Annotated in this window: 20 protein-coding genes and 1 pseudogene; 11 read left to right on the top strand and 10 right to left on the bottom strand. The window is 48.6% G+C overall.

The features are described from left to right. The first annotated feature begins 17 nt into the window (after positions 1-17). Complete coding sequence (locus ACFPK9_RS07795; RefSeq protein WP_377094284.1) at positions 18-422, top strand: globin domain-containing protein; 405 nt, start codon at positions 18-20, stop codon at positions 420-422. A gap of 263 nt (positions 423-685) precedes the next feature. Here ACFPK9_RS07795 and ACFPK9_RS07790 read toward each other — a convergent pair whose 3' ends face one another. Further along, complete coding sequence (locus ACFPK9_RS07790; protein ID WP_377094283.1) at positions 686-1,306, bottom strand: N-acetylmuramoyl-L-alanine amidase family protein; 621 nt, start codon at positions 1,304-1,306, stop codon at positions 686-688. Positions 1,307-1,475: 169 nt separating this feature from the next. Next, positions 1,476-2,321: an alpha/beta hydrolase gene (locus ACFPK9_RS07785; RefSeq protein ID WP_377094282.1), complete on the bottom strand. Its 846-nt coding sequence runs from the start codon at positions 2,319-2,321 to the stop codon at positions 1,476-1,478. Between the two features lie 89 nt (positions 2,322-2,410). Between ACFPK9_RS07785 and ACFPK9_RS07780 the strand changes: the two genes are divergently transcribed. Together ACFPK9_RS07780 and ACFPK9_RS07775 are read left to right on the top strand one after the other, a co-directional pair. Beyond that, positions 2,411-3,286 (top strand): hypothetical protein, encoded by an 876-nt coding sequence (locus ACFPK9_RS07780; protein WP_377094281.1) that lies wholly within the window; start codon positions 2,411-2,413, stop codon positions 3,284-3,286. Positions 3,287-3,350: 64 nt separating this feature from the next. After that, positions 3,351-3,713 (top strand): hypothetical protein, encoded by a 363-nt coding sequence (locus tag ACFPK9_RS07775; protein ID WP_377094280.1) that lies wholly within the window; start codon positions 3,351-3,353, stop codon positions 3,711-3,713. A gap of 41 nt (positions 3,714-3,754) precedes the next feature. Here ACFPK9_RS07775 and ACFPK9_RS07770 read toward each other — a convergent pair whose 3' ends face one another. Beyond that, on the bottom strand, positions 3,755-4,303 hold the full coding sequence (locus tag ACFPK9_RS07770; protein WP_377094279.1) for a hypothetical protein: 549 nt from the start codon (positions 4,301-4,303) through the stop codon (positions 3,755-3,757). A 444-nt stretch (positions 4,304-4,747) separates the two neighbouring features. Between ACFPK9_RS07770 and ACFPK9_RS07765 the strand changes: the two genes are divergently transcribed. From ACFPK9_RS07765 to katG, 4 genes are all read left to right on the top strand, one after another. Then, complete coding sequence (locus tag ACFPK9_RS07765) at positions 4,748-5,416, top strand: hypothetical protein (RefSeq protein WP_377094278.1); 669 nt, start codon at positions 4,748-4,750, stop codon at positions 5,414-5,416. Positions 5,417-5,428: 12 nt separating this feature from the next. After that, positions 5,429-6,043 carry a methyltransferase domain-containing protein gene (locus ACFPK9_RS07760; protein ID WP_377094277.1) on the top strand — a complete coding sequence of 205 codons (615 nt, stop codon included), beginning with the start codon at positions 5,429-5,431 and terminating at the stop codon, positions 6,041-6,043. A gap of 96 nt (positions 6,044-6,139) precedes the next feature. Continuing rightward, entirely contained in the window at positions 6,140-6,901 is a 762-nt protein-coding gene (locus ACFPK9_RS07755; protein ID WP_377094276.1) for a PspA/IM30 family protein, read from the top strand. A 201-nt stretch (positions 6,902-7,102) separates the two neighbouring features. Further along, entirely contained in the window at positions 7,103-9,382 is a 2,280-nt protein-coding gene (gene katG, locus ACFPK9_RS07750; protein WP_377094275.1) for a catalase/peroxidase HPI, read from the top strand. Positions 9,383-9,683: 301 nt separating this feature from the next. On the opposite strand, the gene ACFPK9_RS07745 is transcribed toward katG, so the two are convergent. From ACFPK9_RS07745 to ACFPK9_RS07735, 3 genes are all read right to left on the bottom strand, one after another. Next, positions 9,684-12,857, bottom strand: coding sequence for an efflux RND transporter permease subunit (locus ACFPK9_RS07745; protein WP_377094274.1), 3,174 nt, complete (start codon positions 12,855-12,857; stop codon positions 9,684-9,686). Position 12,858: 1 nt separating this feature from the next. Further along, positions 12,859-13,992 (bottom strand): efflux RND transporter periplasmic adaptor subunit, encoded by a 1,134-nt coding sequence (locus ACFPK9_RS07740; RefSeq protein WP_377094273.1) that lies wholly within the window; start codon positions 13,990-13,992, stop codon positions 12,859-12,861. A 230-nt stretch (positions 13,993-14,222) separates the two neighbouring features. Then, positions 14,223-15,110: a LysR family transcriptional regulator gene (locus tag ACFPK9_RS07735; protein ID WP_377094272.1), complete on the bottom strand. Its 888-nt coding sequence runs from the start codon at positions 15,108-15,110 to the stop codon at positions 14,223-14,225. Positions 15,111-15,244: 134 nt separating this feature from the next. Here ACFPK9_RS07735 and ACFPK9_RS07730 point away from each other — a divergent pair, with 134 nt between their 5' ends. Genes ACFPK9_RS07730 through ACFPK9_RS07720 form a run of 3 tightly spaced genes read left to right on the top strand, consistent with a single transcriptional unit; the run spans position 15,245 to position 18,193 of the window. Beyond that, positions 15,245-16,231 carry a zinc-dependent alcohol dehydrogenase family protein gene (locus ACFPK9_RS07730; RefSeq protein WP_377096585.1) on the top strand — a complete coding sequence of 329 codons (987 nt, stop codon included), beginning with the start codon at positions 15,245-15,247 and terminating at the stop codon, positions 16,229-16,231. 40 nt (positions 16,232-16,271) lie between these two features. Further along, positions 16,272-17,144: a DUF4437 domain-containing protein gene (locus ACFPK9_RS07725; protein ID WP_377094271.1), complete on the top strand. Its 873-nt coding sequence runs from the start codon at positions 16,272-16,274 to the stop codon at positions 17,142-17,144. 47 nt (positions 17,145-17,191) lie between these two features. Continuing rightward, positions 17,192-18,193, top strand: coding sequence for a zinc-dependent alcohol dehydrogenase family protein (locus ACFPK9_RS07720; RefSeq protein ID WP_377094270.1), 1,002 nt, complete (start codon positions 17,192-17,194; stop codon positions 18,191-18,193). A 337-nt stretch (positions 18,194-18,530) separates the two neighbouring features. Here the strand turns inward: ACFPK9_RS07720 and ACFPK9_RS07715 are convergent, their stop codons facing one another. The 4 genes and pseudogenes from ACFPK9_RS07715 to ACFPK9_RS07700 form a co-directional block, all read right to left on the bottom strand. Next, positions 18,531-20,063, bottom strand: a complete 1,533-nt coding sequence (locus ACFPK9_RS07715) for a hypothetical protein (protein ID WP_377094269.1) — start codon at positions 20,061-20,063, stop codon at positions 18,531-18,533. A 296-nt stretch (positions 20,064-20,359) separates the two neighbouring features. Next, positions 20,360-20,703 (bottom strand): annotated as a pseudogene (rhuM, locus tag ACFPK9_RS07710) (RhuM family protein); the annotation flags it as partial. A gap of 68 nt (positions 20,704-20,771) precedes the next feature. Continuing rightward, positions 20,772-22,052 carry an O-acetylhomoserine aminocarboxypropyltransferase/cysteine synthase family protein gene (locus ACFPK9_RS07705; RefSeq protein ID WP_377094268.1) on the bottom strand — a complete coding sequence of 427 codons (1,281 nt, stop codon included), beginning with the start codon at positions 22,050-22,052 and terminating at the stop codon, positions 20,772-20,774. Positions 22,053-22,121: 69 nt separating this feature from the next. Then, positions 22,122-23,204 (bottom strand): GntR family transcriptional regulator, encoded by a 1,083-nt coding sequence (locus ACFPK9_RS07700; RefSeq protein WP_377094267.1) that lies wholly within the window; start codon positions 23,202-23,204, stop codon positions 22,122-22,124. Between the two features lie 130 nt (positions 23,205-23,334). Here ACFPK9_RS07700 and ACFPK9_RS07695 point away from each other — a divergent pair, with 130 nt between their 5' ends. Next, the gene (locus ACFPK9_RS07695) at positions 23,335-24,219 is read left to right on the top strand and encodes a carbohydrate kinase family protein (RefSeq protein ID WP_377094266.1); all 885 of its coding nucleotides are present in this window, start codon (positions 23,335-23,337) and stop codon (positions 24,217-24,219) included. Positions 24,220-24,225 lie beyond the last annotated feature (6 nt).

Below are 24,225 nucleotides of genomic sequence, written 5' to 3'. Positions count from 1 at the left end.
ATTATAGGCGATTACTTATGAATGAGAATTTTATAATGGAAAAGGTTGGTCGAGATGGGATCGAGCGGATGGTGAAGCATTTTTATAAGAGGGTGCCAGGAGATTCAATATTGGGACCAATGTACCCAGAGGGTGACTTGGTAGGGGCTGAGGAACGGTTACGAGATTTCTTACTTTTTCGGTTGGCAGGAGACGAGACATATACTCAGAAAAGAGGACACCCAAGACTTAGAGCACGTCACATGCCGTTTCAGATAGGAATTCGTGAACGTGACCGCTGGGTGGAACTGATGGATGCTGCGATGGATGATGCAGACATTGTGGAGGATGCGAAGGCGATGCTCCACGATTTTTTTCTACAAGTTGCAGACTTTTTACGCAATATGCCTGAGGGAGGTGGGGTTAATTTCCGGCCTCGCTAGTTGCGCTGGACTGAGTTTTATTAGTTTTTTGAGGCAACTCGACCGAGTTGCCGTGGTCTTGGGGGAGTACTCAGCAAGGCGTTAGTTTGTTGTTGAGTATCCCATTAAGAATGAGGTAGGCAACGAGTCCAAAAATGAGCCACTTCATGAGCGGCGATAGTTGGGGCTTGGCGTGATGTTCCCTAGCATTGTGCTCAGGAGGTTTCATACAAGTGTGATGGGTGGGAAGCGCAATTTATTCCCAGCTTAGGTGGAGGGGGAGCCTACCTTGCCCAGCCTTTTTTGCGGGCGTATTGGTATTTTTCAATTCCTTGAACAATGCCTTCAGCTATTTTTTGACGGTAGGATCCCTTCTTGACGGCGCGGCGTTCGCTAGTGTTTTGGAGAAATCCACCTTCAAAAAGGATCGCAGGGTTTTTAGCATTACGGATGACGTAGTAGCGGGCGAATTTAACTCCTCTGTTGTGGGCTCGCGTTTTAGAGCGCACTGCCTCGTTGACGTATTTCGCGAGTGGCTTTGAGCGCGAGGTATAGTAGAAAGTTTCGATGCCGCAGGCAGCCTTACGGTAGGTGTAGTTATAGTGGATTGAGACGAAGATAGAGTTGCTGTAGCGGTTGCCTATGGAGGCGCGCTTTTGGAGTGAGATGAAGACGTCACTGGTCCGTGTCATTTTCGTCGAGTAGCCTTTTTTCTTCAGCATATACTCGACGCGTTTTGCGGTATCGAGGGCGAGATGTTTTTCGTAAACTTTATCGTAATTGCCACCGATGTCTTTGCCACCGTGACCAGCATCGATCACTACAGTTCTGAAAGCACCAGCTGTAGCTAGACAACTGGTAGCGATCAAAAGGAGTGTGGTGTATAGGCGGCAGAGGGAAAGCATGAATGATAAGTGTAGTAAGTTGGCTAGAAGGGGGAGGGCAAATGGCTAGAAAACTATATCATCCATTCGCATAGTGGTGCAGTTTTGTCAAGGAATCAGCTCTAGCAGTACAGCTGATAGAACAATGATTAGCGGAGGTTTCTTTCAGTAAAGTGAAATAAAAAAGAGCTTATCCGATGACGTCAGTTTTTTCTGGGGTGAGGAATCCTTGTTCGATGAGGAATCCTTCCGCATTGTCTAGAGTTTGTACGAAATATTGTTGGTTTACGTTGAAGTTGAAAAATGAGTGAGTGGCGCGATTGAAAGGTACGAATCGGGCGATGTTACGTTTAGAGCGGAGTCGTTGGCAGAATTTGTCTACAGATGCTACGGGAGTGACTGGATCAGCTTTTCCGTGAAAGAAGAGCATGGGGGGGAGCTTTCGGCGGATGTGTTTGGTAGGGCTGGTGCGACGAGCATCTCTTTTACTAGGGAAAAGGTCGTATCCGGTACCTCGCTTGGTAGTGTCGATGATGGAGCTCCAGAGGATGAGGGCATTTGGGGTTCCTGAGAAGAATCCATCGTGCTCGACTTTTTTGTGCATTGCGGCGCAGAGTGCGATGTGGGCTCCTGAGCCGGAGCCGCCGCCGATAATTTTTTCAGGATCGACTCCGAGGTAGCGGTTGTTTTTGCGAACCCATAGAATGGCAGTTTGGGCATCTTGGATTGCATCGATGGGTGTTGAATTGTGTTTACTGGAAACTCGGTATTCAACAGTGATCGCTACGGCTCCGGAGGAGGCAAAATTGAGTGCTTGAGGGACGAATTGAGTGCTCATTGCTTGATCCCATTTTCCTCCGTGAAAGAGTATGACGGCGCAGCGGTGGTCTTCTTTGCTGTGACCTTCGGGGTAGAAGCAATGGAGGACGAGTTCCCCTTGTTCGCTTTTTTTATAGACGATAGTTTCTGCGTCCTTGAGAAGTTCTTTATCGCGAATTATGGCGATGGGTGGAGTGGCAGAGGTTTTGGCGTCCATATGTGGAGTGAAATTGATAGAGGTTTGAGTTTACCTCTGAGCAAATTCATTGTGCAATGCGCAGCATGATGCAATTCAGAATTTTTTGTATGTTAGTGTTCGTCTTGATGATTGGTGGGGGCGAGCTGTTACATGCGGGCAATAATCCAGCCCTGCAGCAACAATTCGATGAGGTGTACAATCAATGGCGCAAGTCGGTTATTAATGGGGATGCTGCCGCGTGGTCGCGACTGACAGCGAAGAATCGCCAGTTAGCGGTACGCAATCGCATTTATTCTGAGAAGCGTGAATTTCCGAAGGCTGTGTTTGAGTTGCCAGCTGCACCTCCTTCGATTGCAAATTTGAAGGGCCTGAGTGCGCACCAAAAGGGGGCGACAGGTACTGCAGTATATTTTGGTAAGGTTGATTTTGGCGTAGGCGGTGATCCGACTGACAATTTGCTGTTATTGCATTTCGTCAATGATGGGGGGCGTTGGAGGTATGACACCGCTGACTATATCAGTTTGCAGTCATTGCCTGATGTAAGAACGCAGTTGCAGCAGGGAGATTTGAGTTATGTGGAACAAAAAGATTTTCAGGCGAGTGGAGTGCCACCGCAGATGCCAATACCGGTTAAGCCTGCTCAGTTTATTGCGAAGGTGTATGTTTTTTGTCCTGGTCGCGACGTGAGGGTGAAGGTGAATAAGATCTCAGACCACCATTTTCAGGATACTAAAGCTGCTGAAGTAGTGATCGGTGGAGGCAAGCCAGGATCGAATGAAGTGCAGTTCGCGACGAAGGCCTTGGAGGGGAGCACAGGTAAGGAGGCTCTGAGTATTCGTGTGTACCTACTGTCTACAGTTGCCGGTGTGAAACCGATCAAAGTTTATGAGTACCAGGTGAATGAGGGCGAAGCAGTGAAGCCATTTGGTAGCGGAAATTTTGAGATCGATGCCAAAGTGGTGCAGCAGCTGCGAGGGAAATAAGAGAATTACTGATTTTTCTTCAAAAAGCTTGGTCAATGATAGCTGCTAGTTTTATGCTACGGACGTGCTCCAGATAGTATTCAATGAAATTAGCGCCGCAGAGATCTCACGCTTAGATACTCTAGATCAACTTGATTTACTCGATGCATTTCAAGTGACGGAACAGAAGCTAGAGAACATCGATGGTGAGGATTATGCGAAATTTGAACGCGACGGTAAGGTGTTGTATCGCTTCCGCACGGATGATTACCGGATTTATTTTGGAGTGGAAGGTGACAATGTGATTGTCCACAGAGTTCTCCACAAAAATACCTTCTCGGACTTTTTATTCCGTTCTAAAATGCCTGTGGGTGAGGACGAAGCCTTGAGTAATTCCAAACATTTTTGGAAATTAATCGATGAAGGGCGTAATGCTCGACAAGTGTAGCAAGTCGTCGGTGGTTCCGCGATTAGCGGCCATCACAGGAACTAGCAGATCACGGTGTCGTTGGCATCGATGATGGTGATCGCCTCTTCCTTTTTAAACATTTTAGCAAAAGTTCCGCCCATGTGAGCGGCTTCTAGTAATGTTTGAGTCGTTGCGACATCTGAGATCGTGCCTTGGTCATTATATTGCACACGAAATGGTGCGACAAATTTTTCAAACGCTTGGTCACTTTTCTCTATTTTCGTTTGATAGTCGATAGAAGGGAGGTGCTCCGCAAGATGCTTTTGGATCTCATTTTCAATAGTCCTCGGGATAGTTTCGTGGTATTGAAAAGTGTTACTTTGCGGTGACGGGCTAATACCTTCTAGCTGTAGGGTAAAGGTTAAGTCGGAAGGATCTGCGACTATGCTAATTTCACAATCTTGTTGTTTATGAGAGAATGTGAGGCGTACGCCAACGTTATAGAGCTCATTGTCGAGTGGTGACTCGCAATCCATGAGGACTATGTCTACAGGGATGTCACTAGCTTTGACCGCATTGGCGAGACGCATAAACACTGGGACTAGGATGTCATCAGTAATGCGTTCCATTTCAAGACAGCCCAGTATGAAATTCTGACGTTCCCAGATGCTTTCGTCCTCTAGTTTTCTAGAGTCTTGAGCATCAGAGTTTGAAGTTGTTGCAGGTGAATTTCCTTGCTGCATATAGGGTGACGTAATAGACTGGAGGATTGTTTTGGCGGGAGTTACAGGTAGGCTAGCAAAATTTTTCTGCGATACCATAGGAATTTTAAGATTTCTTAATTAGGTCGATCTTTGAATCAGATATTTTGATAAATATTTAGAACGATTGTTTAGTTGTCAGAATAGCTTGCAATTCTTCATGAAATAGTAAAATCTCTTAGTCCTTCAAAGTTCTAGCTTTAATTTGGAATAGAAATTATTTTAAAATTATCGCAAACTCTAACAAATATTTCTGGATATTTTTAATATTCCTGAATAGTTTGGACTCAAGAAATACTAGCCCCTAAATTAATGTCCTCCGCCGAGAAAGTCCCCGAATTTGCAGATCTTTACCTCCGTCCATCAGAGAAGGAAGTGAATGACCAGCGTGAACGCTACCGTCAGGCAGTGCGCATCGGCTTTGTTGAGATGGAGCGCATTGTGGAAGAGGTAGTTGTACCTGAGTTTGAAAAAGTAGGGTGTATACTGATCGATGCTGGGTATGATGTGGAGGTAGTGGTCTTCGATACGGAGTCGTCTGTTTGTGATGACTTGTTTGTTTGCGGAGCTGGCCTGCGGGTATCTCGTGGGCATTTACATTCAGCAATAGTATACACTGGCGATCCATATCGCTTTGAGTTTACGCTGCAAACGCACAACTATGCTGGGCAGATTAACGAGATGGATGTGGAGTATCATAAGTTGACTCCAGATTGGTTTCACCGGAGTGTGATGCATTTCCTGTCCCAGACTTTTTCTGAGGTAGATTTCTCTGAGTTCGCTCAAGTTGAAGAGGATGAATGGAGATTAATGGAAGGTCCGTTCGTGGTGAAGCTTGAGGGGGAAAATGGTGATTACGAGACCATTGCTGAGGCTGAAACCATTGAAGAAGCGATGAAGATGGCTTCGATGTTCTGTACAGCGTTTAAGTCTGAGGACAAACTCGTATTGGAAGATTGCACGGGTCGCCGTGTTTGCTGAAGTTTGTAGCCTGTGGATTGGCAAGCAAGATATCAAGTGGGAGATACTCCATGGGATAAAGGGTGTGTGACACCTGTTCTTACTGAGCTGATTGGGAAAAATCCTTTCTTTTTCGGTGAGTCAAAGCGTTTTTTTGTACCTGGATGTGGTTTCGGTTACGATGCTCTGGCTATAGCTGAAACTGGGAGTTCGGTGATTGGGATGGATATTGCCGAGTCTGCCGTGAAACAAGCGCAGCGGTTGGAGTCAGCCGAACGCGAGTTGTCTTTCGTATCGGGTGATATTTTTGAATTAGCTGAGAACCTCTATGGTCGTTTTGACTTTGTATGGGAGCACACCTGTTTTTGTGCTTTGGATCCGAGTTTGAGGTCCCGTTATGTAGAGCAAATGTGGAAAGTGCTGAAGCAAGGTGGGGCTGTGGTAGGCGTATTTTTTATTAATCCCGATGTTGCAGCTGGTGAAGGTCCTCCGTATGGAGCCAGTCGGGAGGAAATTAGAGCGCTTTTTGCTTCTCATTTTGTGCTCGAGTGGGAATCTGAGCCAAAGTGTTGTTATGAAGGCAGAGAGGGGCGGGAGCATGTGATGCTGTTTCGAAGGCTGACAGATTGTCGTGAGATTGACTGTTAAGCATAGTAGCGCCAGACGGATTCCAAAAACTCTGGGTTCTTATACTTGCGGTTGGTGGGAGATTTAAGCAGAGTGTGGGCTAACAAGTGCAAAGATATGTTCAAACGACTCGGAAATCTTATTAAAGGCTTTTTTGGCCTCTTCGTTGGTGGCTTAGAGAAGCGCAGCCCAGAAGCTCTCCTCGAAGTGGAGAAAGAAAATTTGCGCAAGCAAATTGCTCAATTTAACCAAGGTCTTGCGACGCACGCAGGGCTGGTGGAGAAGCTTATTTCTGAAGTGCGGAAATTAGATAAAGAGGAGAATGAGCTGCGTGCGAAGACCGCTGCGCATTTGAAGGCTGGTAATCGTCAGCTCGCGGGTGAGTTTGCGATGAAGCTAAAAAAGGTGGATGCTGAACACGATGATGTGAAGGTGCAGCTCGAGGATGCGGAGAAGCATTATAAGGAATTGATCCGTGCTCGAGACGTTTCTGTGAAAGAGGCAAAAGCGAAGATTGAAGAGCTTCGTCGTGGCATTGATGACATGAAGGTGAAGAAGGCTGTGGCTGAGCTCAACGAGATGGCATCTGGCATGATTAATGAGATTGGTGGATCAGGAGATAATTTGAATCGACTTAGTGAGATTGTGGAAGACGAGCGTACAAAGGCTGCAGGCCGTGCTCGTGTGGCGAAGGACAGTATGGATCTTACTGAAATCAACATGAAGCAAAGTGAACAAGAGGCGCTTGCTGAAATGGCGCTTGCTGACTTTGCGGCAGCGGAGGGGATTGAAATTGAGAAAACGGAGCATCAGGCACCGCCGACAAAGGAGAGCTCTAGTAGTTCGCAAGGTACTATGGGACCGGGTGTGACTGAGTAAATCGTTTCCATATTTATCATTATTGAAAGCGGTAGGTGCAGAGATGCGCTTACCGCTTTTTTAGTGTTCTCAGTCTTCATTAGAATCTCTAATGCTTAGCATTGTAGTTGAATACTGTTGTGCCCGTTTGTTGTGTGATGTAAGTATATTACTCCTCATTTTTATTAATTTGTTAGAGGGAACCAAACCAGAACTACAACCATGAGTGATATTAGCAAATGTCCATTTTTTAAAGATAAGGCTCAGAATAATACGAGCAAAGCAAGTGCGGGAGGCGGAACTACGAATAGGGATTGGTGGCCAAATCAATTGCGTGTAGATTTACTGCGCCAACATTCGAGTAAATCAGATCCGATGGGTGATGATTTTGATTACGCGGAAGAGTTTAAGAGCCTTGATTTAGAGGCCGTGAAGAAGGATCTACGTGATTTGATGACGGATTCTCAAGATTGGTGGCCAGCAGATTTCGGTCATTATGGGCCACTTTTCATTCGCATGGCTTGGCATAGTGCCGGGACGTATCGGATTAATGATGGGCGCGGCGGAGGAGGAAGAGGTCAGCAGAGGTTTGCGCCATTGAATAGTTGGCCTGATAACGTGAGTTTGGATAAAGCTCGGAGATTGATTTGGCCGATTAAGCAAAAATATGGTCGTAAAATTTCGTGGGCGGATTTGATGATTTTGACGGGTAACGTTGCTCTAGAGTCGATGGGCTTCAAGACATTTGGTTTTGCTGGAGGTCGTGAAGACGTGTGGGAAGCTGATCAAGATGTGTATTGGGGGAGTGAGAACGAGTGGCTCGGTGGAGACAAACGCTACGACCATGGTTCTAAAGGAGTGAAAGGTGAAGGCGTCCTTGTTTCTGATGATGATGTGGAGGGAGGAGAACACAGCCGTGTCTTAGAAAATCCATTGGCAGCAGTACAGATGGGATTGATTTACGTGAACCCTGAAGGGCCAGACGGTGTGCCTGACCCCGTCGCGGCTGCGAAGGATATTCGTGAGACCTTTGCTCGGATGGCGATGAATGATGAAGAAACCGTGGCATTGATCGCAGGTGGACATACTTTCGGTAAAACTCATGGGGCTGGAGATGCGGCACATGTGGGGAAAGATCCAGAGGCTGCAGGTATTGAGCAACAAGGATTGGGGTGGGCAAGTACTTATGGTACTGGCAAAGGGGGAGATACAATTACGAGTGGCTTGGAAGTAACTTGGACGAGTACGCCGACAAAGTGGAGTAATAACTTTTTCTGGAACCTGTTTGGCTATGAGTGGGAGCTTACTAAGAGTCCTGCTGGTGCGCACCAGTGGATCCCTAAAGATGGGGCTGGGGCAGATTCGGTTCCTGACGCGCATGATTCGAGTAAGCGCCATGTGCCATCAATGTTAACAACGGATCTCGCTCTACGCTTTGACCCAGAGTACGAAAAAATTTCGCGCAGATTTCACCAAGATCCAGATGCATTTGCCGAGGCGTTTTCACGTGCGTGGTTTAAGCTGACGCATCGTGATATGGGCCCGCGCTCTCGTTATCTTGGTCCAGAAGTGCCGGAAGAAGAACTCATTTGGCAGGACCCAATCCCGGCAGTTGATCACGAGTTGGTTGATGATTCCGATGTGGCTGAGTTAAAAGAAAAGGTGCTGGCTTCAGGTCTGTCAGTTTCTCAGTTGGTGACTACAGCGTGGGCATCGGCTTCTACATTCCGAGGTTCTGACAAGCGTGGTGGTGCGAATGGAGCTCGTATTCGTTTGGCCCCGCAGAAAGATTGGACAGTGAATCAACCAGAGCAACTCGCAGAAGTGTTAACTAAGCTAGAGGCAATCCAAGGAGAGTTTAATCAAGCACAATCGGGTGAGAAGAAAGTATCTCTCGCTGATTTGATCGTGATTGCTGGAAATGCTGCTGTTGAGAAGGCTGCGAGCGATGCAGGCTGCTCCGTGAGCATGTCTTTCAATGCTGGGCGCACTGACGCGACAGATGAACAGACCGATGTAGAGTCGTTTGAGCCTTTAGAGCCAGTAGCTGATGGGTTTAGAAACTTCCAGCGTGCTAAGTTCGCGGTATCTCCAGAAGAGATGTTGATTGATCGAGCTCAATTGTTAACTCTCACGCCTCCAGAACTGACCGTATTAATCGGTGGTATGCGAGTGTTAGGTACAAATTATGGTCAAACAAACTTAGGTGTATTTACTGATAAGACAGAGGTCTTGAGTAATGACTTTTTTGTGAACTTGCTGGATATGGCGACTGAGTGGAAGGCGATGGATGAGGATAAGTTATTATTCTCTGGCAGCGATCGCGTGAGTGGAGAAGAGAAATGGAGAGCGACACGTTTTGATTTGCTCTTCGGCTCGAATTCAGAGCTACGTGCAGTGGCTGAGGTCTATGCTACAGTAGATGCGCAGCAGAAGTTTGTTGAAGACTTTGCGGCAGCATGGACGAAAGTCATGGAGCTTGATCGTTTTGATCTAAGATAAAAAAGAACTCACGGACCAGCACGCGAATGAGTGTGCTGGTTTTATACCATTCTCCCGGCTATATTGTCGGAATGGATGATTTTGATATGAACGCTAGTCAGCGGAGCTGATTACAATAAAGAGCGGCATTACTTCGGCTTCATTTCTGCGTTTTTCCTCAGTCATGTAGCCTGCTACAATCCTTCGTCATGCCTTGAGATGAAGGCCAAATTAACACCGCCATTCCGACAATCTATCCACTTAAATGGTATTAGTCAAAAAGATATGAGAAAGCCGCTAAATATTGGCGGCTTTCTTTATTTTAAGATGCGAGCTTTTGAGTTGATTGTTTCGACTTAAATCGCTCTATGAGATTTAAGATTAGCACGAGCATGGACGGGAGGAATGTGAGGGTGATGCATGCTGTGAAGGCTAGACCGAATAAGACGATAGCACCGAGACCTCTGTAGAGTTCTGTACCTGCTCCAGGAATAAAGACGAGAGGTGAGAGCCCCATGAGTGTAGTGCAAGTGGTCATGAGCACTGGGCGTAGGCGTGAGGAAACAGCGTCTTTGACCGCTTCAAGTGGAGCGAGACCATTCTCTTTATAATTTTGCATCGTCCGTTCAACGATGAGGATCGGGTTGTTGACGGCTGTTCCCAACAGAATGAGAAAGCCTAACATGGTGATCATGTCGAAGGGTTGTTGAATGGGCGCGAGTCCGATGCTTGGTAGGATACCTCCCACGTAGTTGAGGAGCCAAAGCCCGACGATGCCTCCACTAATACCGATTGGGACGGTGATAAGGATGAGGAATGGGTGCCCCCAATGGCGGTAAATGACTACGAGTTGGAGGTAACAGAGCACGACGGCGATCCACATGTTTTGTCCGAGTGAACTACGAGTGGCCTCCAGCTGATCACTCGCCCCTGTGAGGTCGATACTGACACCTTTCGGTAGATCTCCTGAGTCACGGAGCGGCTGGACGATGTCGTTTCGTACGGTTGCGACAGCTGTTTCTAGTGGGACATCACGTGGAGGAATGACGTAGAGCGTGACTGTGCGTCGGCCATCGACACGGCGTACCTCAGCGGTGTCGACAGTTTCTTTAATCGATGCAATAGAGCCGAGGGGGATGACACCGCCTCGTGGGCTGTAAACTGGTAAAGTGGCGAGTTCGGAAATGTTCTGACGGTCTTCAGATTCGCTGAACATGAAGATGTCGACTTTGTCGTCATTGTAATAGAATTCATCGACGAAGGCTCCGTCACTGAGAGCAGCGGCGGCGAAGCCGAAGTTGCGCGTTTCGAAACCGAGCTCTTCGAGGCGTTCCCATTTGGGATTAATTTCTAACAATGGCTGACCGAGAGTGAGTGAAGATGGAGTAGAATTGATCTGAGCATCTTTGATGTGTTGGCGGCTGAGTCGGTAGACTTTGAGTGCGGTGTTGTAGATTTCAGGTAATTCGCGTCCGCTGATATCAAGTGCGACAGCTCGCGTGCCGCCGTCATTACTCGAGATAATTGAACCACGTGCGGAGAAGGCTCGCATGCCTGGGTAGGAACGGAAATGTTCATCGATGACATCGATGTATGGGTCGATGTGCTTTGGGTTTTTCGTCACAGCGATGACGCGCATAGACTCAGGTTTGACGAGGACGACAAAGCGATCGAGAGCTGGGATTTTCGACTTTCCTGAATCGAAGTTTGCTGGGTCGTCTTTGAGCGATGGGAGGAATTTATCTTGCGTTTCCTTGGCGATCTTTTCCATTTCCTTGAGGCTGTAGCCAGGAGGGGCGATCATTGTAGAGAAAGCTTTGGCTTCCTCACCTTCCGGTAGGTATTCGGCTGGTGGAGTGAGGAATAGAAAGGCTGAGATACTGGCGGCAATGATTAGAGCCATACAGAAAACGCGGCGCCAACTACTGCTGATAAGCCAGCCGATGGGTTTGAGTAGGCGTGGTTCTTTTTTCGGTTTTTCGGCGAAACTGTGTTCGCCTTTTTTCCTTTTGAGACCGGGCATGTAGGCGAAGGCGACAGGAACCACGGCGGTCGCAACGAGCATAGAGACGATGATCGATGCTGAAATGGCGATGCCGATATCGGAGAATAGCTGGCCGGCTTCTTCTTTAACGAAGAGGATCGGTAAGAATACCAAGACGGTGGTCATGGTGCCTGAGAGAACGGCGGTCCAGACGGCTTTGAGACCATCGTGGGCAGCATCCATTCGGTTCTTCCCTTTGCGCCTTTCTACTTCGATGCTTTCTAACACAACGATGGTGTTATCGATAGTCATGCCGATGGCGAAGGCGATACCAGCGAGGGAAATGACGTTGATGGTACGATCCATCATGAGGAGGCCAAGGAAGCCTGCGACGATACAGACTGGCATTCCTAACATGCCAATCAGAGTGGCGGATCCGGAGCGGAGGAAAAGGAAGAGAACGAGGGTCGCAAGGATGGCACCGATAGCGATATTTTTGACGACGTTATCGATGGAACTTTGGACGTATTGGACATCATCGTTAGAGAGGCTCATGAAGAGCCCTTCAGGTTCGAGAATTTCTTTGTTGATGCGATCTATCTCGGGTAGGACTTTTTCTTTAATGGAGATGACATTAGAGCCTGTTTGGCGAACGAGGCTGAGGCGGATGTTGGCTTCGCCTTCGCTGTAAGAAAGGTCGCGCAACTCTGCGTGGGTGAGTTCGACGGCAGCGATGTCTTTGAGGCGGGTGATCGAGTCACCGCGGCGAATGACGATGAGGTTACGGAGTTCGTCGAGAGTGTGGAAGCGGCCGACGGTGCGCAGAAGGTAGCGGCGTTTTCCGCTGTCTAGATCGCCAGCAGATACGTCGATGTTGCGGTCGCGGATGGCTTGACGGACCTCATTTAGAGAGAGCTGACGCTCGGCAAGTTTAGCTGCGTCGACGCGGATTCTAATTTGGCGTTCAGCTCCACCGTTGACGCGGACTTGGGATACACCTTCGACCCGCTCAAGTGATGGGCGGACATTGTCATCAACGAAGTCTAATAGCATGTTGATGTTGAGGTTTTTAGGGTTTCCTTCCATCGGGACAATGCGGAATGAGATGAAAGGGTTATAGGAAAAGGAGTCGGAGCGAAGCACTGGCTCGTCGACATTTTCCGGATAGGCTGGAACTTGGCTGAGGGCATTATTGACCTCTAACAATGCGTCATTTGCATTGGTGCCGAATGGAAATTCGAGTTCGATCTCAGCTCTGCCTGTGGAGGCGAGTGAGGTCATACGCTTCAGGTTTGGTAGGCTCCGGAGGTATTCTTCTTGCTCGATGAGGATCTCTTTTTCGACATCCTGCGGGGTGGCACCCGGCCATCGAGTTTCGATTGAGATGATTCGCGTCTCTAGGTCGGGGATCATCTGGACGGGGACGCGCGTGGCAGCGACGATGCCCAGCACCATGAGCATGATAACAATGACGGCGACTAGTGTGCCGTGTTTGAGCAGAAAACGGATCATGTTAGTGGCTGTTAGTTTCTTGTGCTTTTAAGATGCTGACTTTCTGGTTCTCACGGAGTCCTTCATTTCCTTTCAGAACAAGAGTTTCACCACCTTTGAGTCCTTCGACGATTTCAGCCATTTCACCGAGTCGACCAGCTGTTTGGACCTCGCGAGATACTACGCTAGATTCTGAACCATTGGTTTGGACGATCCATACTTTAGCGGTTCCATCAGGGAAACGTACGACAGCATCGCGCGGGATCTGGACGGTTGGGCTATCTGAGTGAAGTGATTCAATAGTGGCGGTGCCAGACATTCCTGGAGCTGCGTTGTTGTCTGATCCATCTATTGCGAGTCGGATGAGGAAGGTGCGCGAGACCGCATTTTTCACAGGAACGACGACTGCGAGTTTCGCGTCGAAAGTCTGGTTAGGGAAGGCGTCGAGTTTGACGGTTGCTTTTTGGGCATTGCGCAGGCGACTGAGGAATTCTTGAGGGACTTGGATGTCGAATCTGAGGTTTTCCATTTCGATGAGTTCCACTACCGGAGTTCCAGTGGTGACCCATTCTCCTGTTTCTGCGAGTTTGTTGACGACTACACCATCGAAGGGTGCGACGAGTTTGTGGCGAGCGATACGTTCTTGCTGCACCTTCTCGCGGGCTTCGAGCTGTTTGATTTTGGCCTCTGAGATGTGGACGTCTGATTGCAGGGTGTTTGCTTGAGATTCAGGGAATGCACCAGTTTTAATGAGTGGTTTGGTTTCGTCGACAAGGCGCTGAGCGTTGGCCAGCTCGACGGCGGCTTGTTCTTGTTCCGCAGCGATGAGGTCGAGGGAGAGTTCGGAGAGTTTTGGATCTAGTTCCATCAGAACGTCACCCTTTTTCACCGAGTGACCAGCGTCGACATTCATTTTATTAATGAGTCCTTCGATACGAGAGGAAAGTCTGGCGCGGCGTGGGGAGGTGACAGTGCCGGTGAGGGTGATTTTGTTGGTAAGTTGGTCAAGCTTTGTAGCCTGGGTGACGACGACGGGTTTGGCGTTGTCTTGTGCTGCAGAAATACTTGCAAAACTGATAGTAAGAACAGTCAGAATGGGTATGAAAGCTTTGTTAGGAACGCTTTGAGCCATTCGGGAGATGTGTCGTTTTTTCATGTGGTAAAAGGAAAGTGATAGGTGCCGCTTGGTGATATGTAGGATCCTAAAGACAATAAATTGATGAGCATGGCAGAGATTTCATTCGATATCGAAATTAGTAGAGCGATGCAAAGATGAAGACAGGATTCTTCACTGGGAGGTGTGAGAAGGTGAATTATTCCTATAAATATGAGTTTTTTTACGTTAGAAATCTATTGTTAGATTTGCTTCTAACTAATGAGGTGACGTTATGTTTTACTAGGTCTTGTAGACTCATTGACACAGGTGACAAGAAAGTCGGTAAAGCGTTGTGCGTAGGGATGATTCGAGCCTTTTGGTATGTAGCTCGCAACGGAAGTGTTAGGGAGAGGTGGGAGAGTGTCATTAATTTGAGGCAATTGTTCGCCGAGTACGGATTGAGGTAGGATACTGATGCCGAGTCCGGCTTGCACTGCTGATTGGACTGCGTGGACTGAGTTTGCTTCGATAGTTAGTTTCCACGCTTGTTCGACAGAAGTGAGTGAGTCGAAGGCAATTTTGCGGTAGCCGCAGGGCGAGGGCATGAGAACCAGGTTGAGTGAAGTGGATTTATTGAAATCGTCAGGGAGAGTGCCAGTCCAGACAAGCGGTTCGTCCCATAGGACATTGCCCTTGTTGCCTTCAGGACCGGCAAAGACGAGATCGAGCTCTCCATCTTTCAGTTTCGGTAGGAGGTCGGCTCCTATGCCCAGTAATAATCTGAGGTCACAATTAGGGTGAGCGCGTCTGAAGCGGGCGAGTAGTGTGTGAAGGTGTTGAGGTGCGAGGTAGTCTGCGAACCCGACTCGCAGTGAGGTTGATTCATCAGGTGCGGTTACTGCAAGAGCTGCTTCGTCAGCGAGTTCGAGAATTCGCCTAGCGTAACTGATGAATGTTTCTCCTGAACTTGTTAGAGAGACTGATCTTGAATTGCGTTCGAGAAGTTTAGTGCCGAGACGGTCTTCGAGTTTGGCTATTTGAAGAGAGATCGCAGATTGTGTCCGGTGGATGCGTTTGGATGCTGCGGAGAAGCCTCCTTCTTCGACTATAGCAATGAAGGTGCGGAGGGAGAGTAAATCGGTATCTAGTGTGAAGTCGGACGAAGTTTTATCGTACATCACCTATTCGATTATCTCATAGTTGTGATTTGAACAAGCAATTTAACAAATAGGTTAAATCTTGCTACAGTACATTTATTCGCTGGAAGGACATACTTTACGGCGCATTTTTAAACTTAATTTAAATGGATTTTATGAAAGCAATGCTTATTCAGGAGTACGGGGCTAACGCTAAATTTGAAGTGGCTGAAATAGCTAAACCAGAGGTGAAGGATGGCCATGTGTTGGTAAAAATAGAAGCGTCTAGCGTAAACACTGTGGATACGATGATTCGTACTATGGGGGCTGAGTTGCCATTGTCACCAGCGACACCAGCATTACTGGGCATGGATTTTGCGGGTACGGTGGAAGAAGTGGGAGAAGGGGTGGATGATTTCGCTGTGGGAGACGAGGTATACGGCTGTGCGGGAGGCTTGGCTGACTTGCCTGGCACCTTGGCAGAATATATCGTCGCGGACTGTGATTTAGTGGCGTTGAAACCTAAAAATTTATTGATGCGCGAGGCGGCTGCATTGCCTTTGGTCGCGATTACCGCGTATGAGGGTTTACAACGTGCGGGGATAGCTGAAGGGCAAAAGGTGTTAGTTCACGGCGGCTCTGGAGGTGTTGGACATGTTGCGATCCAGCTGGCAAAGTACTGGGGAGCTGAGGTGTATTCGACAGGTGGTGGAGAGAAGCAGTTAGAGTTAATTCGCGAGTTGGGTGCGTCTGCTATCCATTATAAATCTGAGAGTGTGGAAGAATACGTGGAGAAGCACACTGGTGGAGCTGGCTTTGATGTAGTGTTTGATTCAGTGGGCGGGGGAAACCTTCTCAACTCGTTTGATGCTGCAGCGCTTAATGGTCAGGTGGCGACCACTGTTTCAATGTGTGAACTGGATTTGACGACGGCGCATTTCAAAGGTTTGTCGCTGCATGTCGTATTTATGCTTATTCCGATGCTTCACGATCATAAGCGTGCGGAACATGGGAGAATCTTGAAGGACCTGGCTCGGATTATTGAAGAGGGAGGAGTACGAGTAGTGTTAGACGAGAATTATTACTCACTGGAGCAAGTCGATGCTGCGCATGCGCGCCTCGCAAGTGGGAAAGGTATGGGCAAAGTAGTAGTTGATCTATAAATGTTTAGGGCAATTCGAAGAACTTTATAGAGATCATGATATGAAAGCGCAGATGAAAAAAGTGGTGCCCATTGGGTTTCCTATCATTGCTCTAGTGATTGCTGGAGGCGTCCATTTGAATGCTGTGGCTGGTGATAAGATTGAGAAAGATGAGAAGGATGTGGTTGAGTCATCCGATGTGTTGTGGACACCCTTAAACCCAGCTCGCGGAGCTGCGAGTCCACAGGCTGCGACTCTCTGGGGAGATCGTGCGGGCGATGAGGCGACTGGATTTCTCGTTAAATTTAAGGATGGGTTTTCTTCACCGCCGCATATTCACAATGTGACGTATCGTGGTGTGGTGATATCAGGGATGATTCACAATGATGACCCAGCTGCGGCTAAGATGTGGATGCCATCGGGTTCGTATTGGACCCAGCCTGCGGGAGAAGTGCATATTACGGCGGCGAAGGGTGAACACAATGTGGCGCTGATCGAGATAGATAGTGGGCCGTATTTAGTTCTGCCGTCTGAGCAAGCTACGGATAATGGGGAGCGACCAGTTAATGCACACGCTTCTAACATTGTGTGGCAAGATGCGACTGAGACGACACGGATTGTGGCGAGCGAGCTTACAGGAAAAGCGTCTCCTCAGGTGGCATTGTTGTGGATGAAAGCTGATGAGGCGAAGACCAATGGTTCCTTGTTGAAATTACCTGCTGGATTTGAAGGTGAGCTGCGGGTGGGCGACGGCAGATTGCGCGCGGTAGTGGTGGATGGGCAGGTCGACTTACTCGATGGAGAAGAATCTTCTGAGCTAGTGGCGGGAGGCTATTTTACCAATGTTGGCAAAAAAGTTTATCAGGTCAAAGCGAGTGAAGAGGCCGTGCTGTATATTCGCCATGCTGGGCGTTATGAGCTTCAAGCTCACTAGTTATAGAGTAGAAGTGTTATTAGAGTATTTAAAATTAAGCGAATAGAATGATGAAGCAATATGTGATGGAACCAGGGGCGGATGCGATCCGTCTAGTCGATGCTACTGAGACTGAAGTCGGGGTAAAGGATGTGAAAGTGGAGCTGAAGGCAGCCTCTTTGAACTATCGAGACATTTTGATGCGCAAGCGTGCGCCAGAGGCGATTGTGCCCTTCTCGGATGGAGCTGGTGTGGTGGTCGAAGTGGGCGCTGAGGTAGAGGATTTTAAGGTTGGTGACCGCGTGCTTGGCTTGTTTTTTCCAAATTGGATCGATGGGGAGATTACGCGTGAAATTCACGGTGTGGCGCGTGGAGGGGGGGATGTGGACGGGATGCTCTCTGAATTTGTAGTGGGCCACGAGCAGAGTTTTGTCGCCGTGCCAGAGCATCTAGATTTTGAAGAGGCATCGACCTTGCCATGTGCGGGCTTGACGGCGTGGCATGCTTTATTCGAGCACGCACGGCCGGCCAAAAAAGGTGACACGATACTGATCCAAGGAACGGGAGGGGTGTCGATTTTCGCGCTGCAGTTAGCGGTGGCATTTGGCTTGAAGACCATCGTGCTCTCTAGTTCCAGCGAGAAGTTAGAGCGAGTGCAGGAGATCGGTGCGACCCATACGATCAATTATCTGGAGACGCCAGACTGGGACAAGGAGGTGTGGAGAATCACAGAGAAACGCGGTGTCGATCTGGTGGTTGAAGTCGGTGGCGCGGGAACTTTAGAGCGGTCGATGAAGGCGGTGAAGTATCATGGAGTGATCAGTTTGATCGGCGTGTTGACGGGCACACAGGCGGAGGTGAATCCATTTCCGGTGGTGGGCAAGAGTTTGCAAGTGTTTGGGATCTATGTGGGCAGTAAGGAAATGCATCATCGGTTCCACGCGGCATTGGAAAAGCACGCTATCAAACCGGTGGTGGATAAGGTGTTTGCTTTTGAAGCTGCGGAGGAAGCGTACACCCATCAAAAATCCGGGAAACATTTTGGCAATGTGGTAGTGCGTGGCCTCTGAGGGAGATGATGCGCAGCACCCATTGATCATTTCATAAATACTCGCTTACCTAGTCGGTGGCTGCTCGAGCGTCTCGGTCACTCTAGGATAAAGCGGGCGATTGCGAAAATATTCTTGGTCGGCACAGCAGTCTCAATCCATTTCCTTGCCAAGCTTCGGGTGGGTCATCAATTCTAGCGCTCTATATTCATGGAGGATCGGCAAGACACCGGGATGGCATGGATGTTGGTAAGTGTAACACAATGTATTATTATGTGTAACGTTTAGAAACTTTAATAAAAAAGTAAGCTAGAATCTGCGCATTAAGCTGCAATTGATTTTCCGCGAGATCGGAGTATTAGCCGTTGACGAGTTCGGGGTTGAAGCGTCCCTGTTGGATGAGAAAGCCCAGGGGGAAGCTGCCTCGGCTCTTTTCATCTCCTTTTTTCTCCCATGTTTCTGCCAGCGTTTTGAGTTCTTCTGCCGTGATTAAAGTAATAATGGTTTGCTTCTCAACGAAGAAGCGCATGGCAATTGCAGCGCTTTCAGTTGTGAAAGAGGGGCCTATGACAAGGAAAGCATTGACTCGTTTTTCTGAAGCATCGATGTAACGGTCGAATTGTTTGATGTGGTCGGCTAGGTGGACAGGGGATTCTTTAGATTTATTGTCCCAGAGGATGAGTCCATCGCCATGAGAGAGGACTCCGTCCGCATGTTCTGAACCGACTTGCTTAAGTGGACGATGACCTAGTTTGAACTCGAATAGGTATTTGGTAGCTTCCTCGAATTTCCGTTCGATCTCGATATCTTTTTCGATGAGTTGTTGAGCTCGGAGATAGGCGTGATCGCGTGAGGCGAATTTGAGATATTCTTGATACCAGTGAGTGCGTTCGTCTTCGACTTCGTCGTCGCGTTGCTTGAGATTGTCGTAAAAGTTTATGATTCGCTCAATCGCTTCGGATTTTGTTCCTGAAACCTGGAGGTTGAGGTTGCGGCACCAGTCAACTATAACCTCATGAGCGAGTCCATCACGTGGGGAGGTTCCACCAAGTAGCTGGGATGGTTTTACACGGTGCAAGATGAGGTCGCGGAGCTCTTCTAGGGTCTCGGATCCTTTTGGTTTGCAACCTATCTTCTCAAGAGTCTTGATGCAGTAACTTTTCTTTTTAACTGCTTTGTATTTTAAAAGTTCTTGGTAGCCATGTTGACGGATTTCGATATCTAGAATTTGCCGTAGGCAGGCAGCGATTTCTTCTGGGATGACGTCAAAATCGTTAGAGTCATCATCCCGTACAATGGTAAGAAAACCTGCAGATTGCAGATGTTTGCGTGCGGTATCGATATGGCTACGCAGATGGACTTCATTACCTATTTGTGGGAATTTCCCGAGGTCGGCCTCGATGATACGATATTCAAATTCAGTAATGTTGAGACGCTTACGCAGATTCGAAATTAGATTTTGCTCATCTGGAGTAATATCGTTGTCTTGATCCCACGCGGTCTCTAATACGAAGCGAAATAAATCGAGGTTCTTAGCACTAGTTCCGTTAGAGGGGGTAGGATTTTCGTTGGCGGCATCAATGACCAGTCTTTCCCATTCTAATACTTCTTGATCAGTCTCAGCGAGCGGAGACATGAAGTCGTCTTTGTTCAGAAGTACGTGGGTCAGCATAATCCAAGAAATGAGTCTAATGTCTTGTTCTTTATGGAGTCGACATTCACGCCACGCTTTTCGCACGTTGTCTGGATAGAAATATTGTGGAGCCGTTTTTTCCAAAGCTGGGAGAATCTCTTCTTCTTGGAGGTTGCGATGATCAACGACATATGCACTGCAAAAGCGCTTGAGGTCATTTTTAGTGGAAATGCTGCGGATGACTTTGGTGAACTTCATGGGAGGATATAAATTTTGAATTTATCGTATGTGAAATATTGTTACGGAACTATAGTTGTTAGTTATTGGATATGTTAAAAGGCTTATGAAATTTACGGTAGATCAAATTCCAGAGCGAAGTTGTTCTTTGGTAGCGGAGTAAACGAGCACGTGGTGAGTAGGGGGGATTATCTGAAATGTTAGATATTTAGTAGAGGCTGGCAAGGATGGAATGGAGGATTATTCGGGGCGGTGTTTGAGTTTTTATTCGATAGCTTTGAGTTCGGCCTCGTCTTGTTGGTCCATTTGCTGGTGACTGACTCGGAGGCGGTGCTGCGTGCGAAGAGGTAGCGGACTTTCTGGTAAAAGTGTTTTTCGGACGCCCGGATGTCGCGGATGCGTTCGAGCATCTGGTCGAAATAATCTGGGTGACCGTCTGGGTTCTTTAATCGTTCGTCGTCCATGACGAAGCCTTTGAGAAGGTATTCCTTGAGGGTGGTGGATGCCCAGCGGCGGAATTGGACACCACGGGGGAGCGGACGCGGTAGCCTACGGCGAGTATGGCGTCGAGATTGTAGAGTGTGACGGGGCGCTTAACTTCGCGGTTACCTTCTTTTTGAACTGTCAAGGATTCCTTGACAGTTGCCTCAGTGGTGAGTTGGAGGAATAAAAAACCACCGACCTGTGAAGGGGCGGTGGTTTGGAGTGTTTTGGGTGATTGTTAGGTTGCTACTCGCCGAGGGCTTGGTCGAGGTCGGCGAGGATGTCGTCGATGTGTTCGATGCCGATGGAGAGGCGGACGAGTTCGGGGCTGATGCCGCCGCCGAGTTGTTGTTCAGCACTGAGCTGAGAGTGGGTGGTGGTGGCTGGGTGGATAGCGAGGGACTTCGCATCGCCAAGGTTGGCGACGTGGGAGAACATTTTTAGGGAATTGATGAACTCGGAACCAGCATCTGCTCCACCTTTGATACCGAAGACGACGACGCTGCCGCCTTTGCCATCGAGGTACTTTTGGTTTTTTTCAAATTCAGGATCGTCCTCGAGACCAGGGAAGCGCACCCATTCGACTTTCGGGTGTGCTTGGAGATGCTTGGCAACGGCGAGTGAGTTTTCGCAGTGGCGTTCCATGCGCAGTGGGAGGGTTTCGATGCCTTGGAGGAGTTGCCAAGAGTTGTCTGGGCTGATGCAGGCTCCGAGGTTGCGAAGTGGGACAGTGCGCATGCGTAGGATGAAGGCGAGTGGTGCGAGTACTTCTGGAAGGTCATGGCCCCAGCGAAGTCCGTGGTAGGAGGTGTCTGGCTCGTCGTAAAGTGGGTGACGGCCGCCAGCCCAGTTGAATTTTCCGGCATCGATGGCGATGCCGCCGAGGCCAGCACCGTGGCCGCCGATCCATTTGGTTAGGGAATGAATGACGATGTCTGCGCCGTGTTCGATGGGACGGGTGAGGACGGGAGTGGAGCAGGTGGCGTCGACTACGAGTGGTAGGCCTTGTGCTTTTGCGATAGCGGAGACGGCGTCGAGATCGGTGATTTCGAGCGCTGGGTTGGAAACGGTTTCGCAGAAGTAGGCGCGGGTTTTATCATCGGTTGCTTTGGCGAAGTTTTCAGGGTCGTTAGAGTCGACAAAGCGGACTTCGATGCCTAGGGCTGGGAGGATGCTATCGAACTGGGTGTAGGTGCCGCCGTAGAGGTTTCTGGCGGAGACGATGTTATCGCCAGCTGCGGCGAGGTTGATGATGGTGTTAAAGATGGCTGCGGTGCCGGAGGAATGGCCGAGGCCACCTAGCTCGTGGGCTCCTTCAAGAAGGGAGAGGCGTTTTTCCAGAATCGCAGTAGTGGGGTTGGTGAGGCGGGTGTAGATATTTCCAAGCTCTTTGAGAGCGAATAGGTTGGCGGCGTGTTCAGTGGAATTGAAGGTGAATGCGGTGCTGCGGTAGACAGGTACGGAGCAGGAGTTGGTGTCAGAGTCGGGTGTGTAGCCGCCGTGGATGCAAAGTGATGCTTGTTTCATAAGTTTTGTAAGTTGGTCGATATTGAGAATGTTTCAAGTGGCTTGTCGAATAGAAACACGTAGTTGAAGTTACTGAGATGAGGTGCGGATGACGAGTTGTCCCTGGAGAGCGATGCGCTGGGTAGGAGCGTTTGGATGTTTGATGCGGTATCGCATGAGATCTGCGGCAACTCGTCCAATGTCACGGCAAGGTTGTTGATAGGAGGTGAGTGGGACGCTGAGTAGAGAGGCGTATTTTACGTCATCGAATCCACAGACTTTAATGCGTTTGGGGATAGAAGCTCCTTGATCTAACAATGAGCGCATGAGGGAGGCAGCAGTGACGTCATTGGCGCAGACGACTCCATCCACCTCGTTTTGACGTAATATTTCGACGGCGTGAGATGGTTTTTTCGGGTCAAACTCGACGTCGACTAGAGTGCGTGCGCGCAGGCCTTTTTGGATGAGAGCTTCACGGCAACCACTTCGGCGAAGAGCCACAGTAGATGCGGGATTTGGGAGAGAGACGAAAGCGAGTTTTGAGCAATCTTTGTTTAAGAGATGAGTGGCGACGACAAAACCAGCTTCAATGTTGTCGATACCGATCAGGTCACAGGGTGACTGGCGTGGCCAAGGATAGATGTCTCGATCAATGAGGACGACTCGAATTCCTTTATCTGAGAGACGGTTAATGATCTCTAGATTGAATTCTAGCTGGTTATTGACGTGTTCAACAGGGGCGTAAAAGACGCCTTTGACTTTTTGTTCAATGAAGTGGTCAGCGAGTTCGCTGGTGAGAGTTTTTACATCTCCTGAGAGATTGAGCTGGGATGGATGGATTACTCTCATTCCTGCAATTCCAGCATTTTCGGCGATGCTGGCGCAGATTGGTTCAAATATTTCGGTATTTAAGATTTGGGGGACGAGCAGCCCTGCGAGCATGGGTGATTTTTTGGGCTCGAGGACTTTGGTGCCAAATCCAGCTTTACGGCTAATGAGTTTTTCCTCTGAGAGAAGTTTAAGTGCTTTAGATATAGTGGGTCGGGATGTGGAGAATTCTCGGCATAGTTCGGCTTCTGTTGGGAGGAAATCACCTGCTTGGTAAACGGCATTGCGCAGTCTGAGGCGGATTTCTTCATAAATCTGTAGATACCTTGGTTTTGTTGCGTTCATTGCTTTAATGTAAACTAAATGTAATTATTATTTTGGTAATTGATAGTCTATTTGTTTGCAAATGGTTCTCTAATTGTCAATTGTAATGATTACTCCAGAGGGGCAATGAGTGCTTGTCGGAGAGTTAATTATGAAAAAGCGATTCACAATAGCTGGGATGGGAGAAACCTTGTGGGATGTGTATCCGGATGGGGCTCGTCTCGGTGGAGCTCCGACTAATTTTGCCTGTCATGCCGCTCAGTTAGGTGAGCGCGGCGAGGTGATCAGTTGTGTTGGTGGTGATGCCCAAGGTGAGCAAGCGAGGGTGGAATTGGCTGAGCTCGGAGTGGGTACTGATTTTATTCATGTGAGTGAAACTTTGCCAACAGGAACCGTGGAGGTTGAACTGGATGGAGAGGGGAAACCACGGTATGCGATCACAGCTGATGTGGCGTGGGATGCGATCCCAAGTTCGCATGAGTTGCTCGAATTTGCGACAACCATAGATGCTGTTTGTTTCGGGGTGTTGTCTCAACGTAGTGAGATGTCTCGGACAAGTATTCAGAGAGTGTTAGAGCGGATGCCTGAGGGTGCTTTGAAAGTGTTGGACGTGAATTTGCGTGAGCCGTGGTATGATAAAAATGCGGTGGAGTTGGCGCTGGTGTCGGCAAATGTGCTGAAACTGAGTGATGAGGAGTTGCCAGTTTTAGCGGAATATTTTGATTTAAGAGGTAGTGCGGCAGAGCAACTTGAATGTATCCGTCAGCAATTTAATTTACGTTATGTGGTCTATACATGTGGCGCTGAGGGAAGTGCTTTGAGCTCAGAGAATGGTTATTTATTTGCGCCATCGAGTAAAGCTGAGGTGGTCGATTCAGTGGGTGCCGGCGATGCATTTACCGCTTCTTTTTGTGTGGGATTGTTGCGCGGTTATGCACAGGAAGATTGTCTCAAATTTGCGAACCGAGTGGCTGGCTATGTGTGTGCTCAGTCAGGTGCCTGCCCTGAACTTCCAGCCTCGATTAAGAATTTTTAATTAAAC

It is taken from the genome of Rubritalea spongiae, from assembly GCF_042652385.1.
GTDB lineage: Bacteria > Verrucomicrobiota > Verrucomicrobiia > Verrucomicrobiales > Akkermansiaceae > Rubritalea > Rubritalea spongiae.
This window is presented reverse-complemented; position numbering and strand designations above follow the sequence as displayed.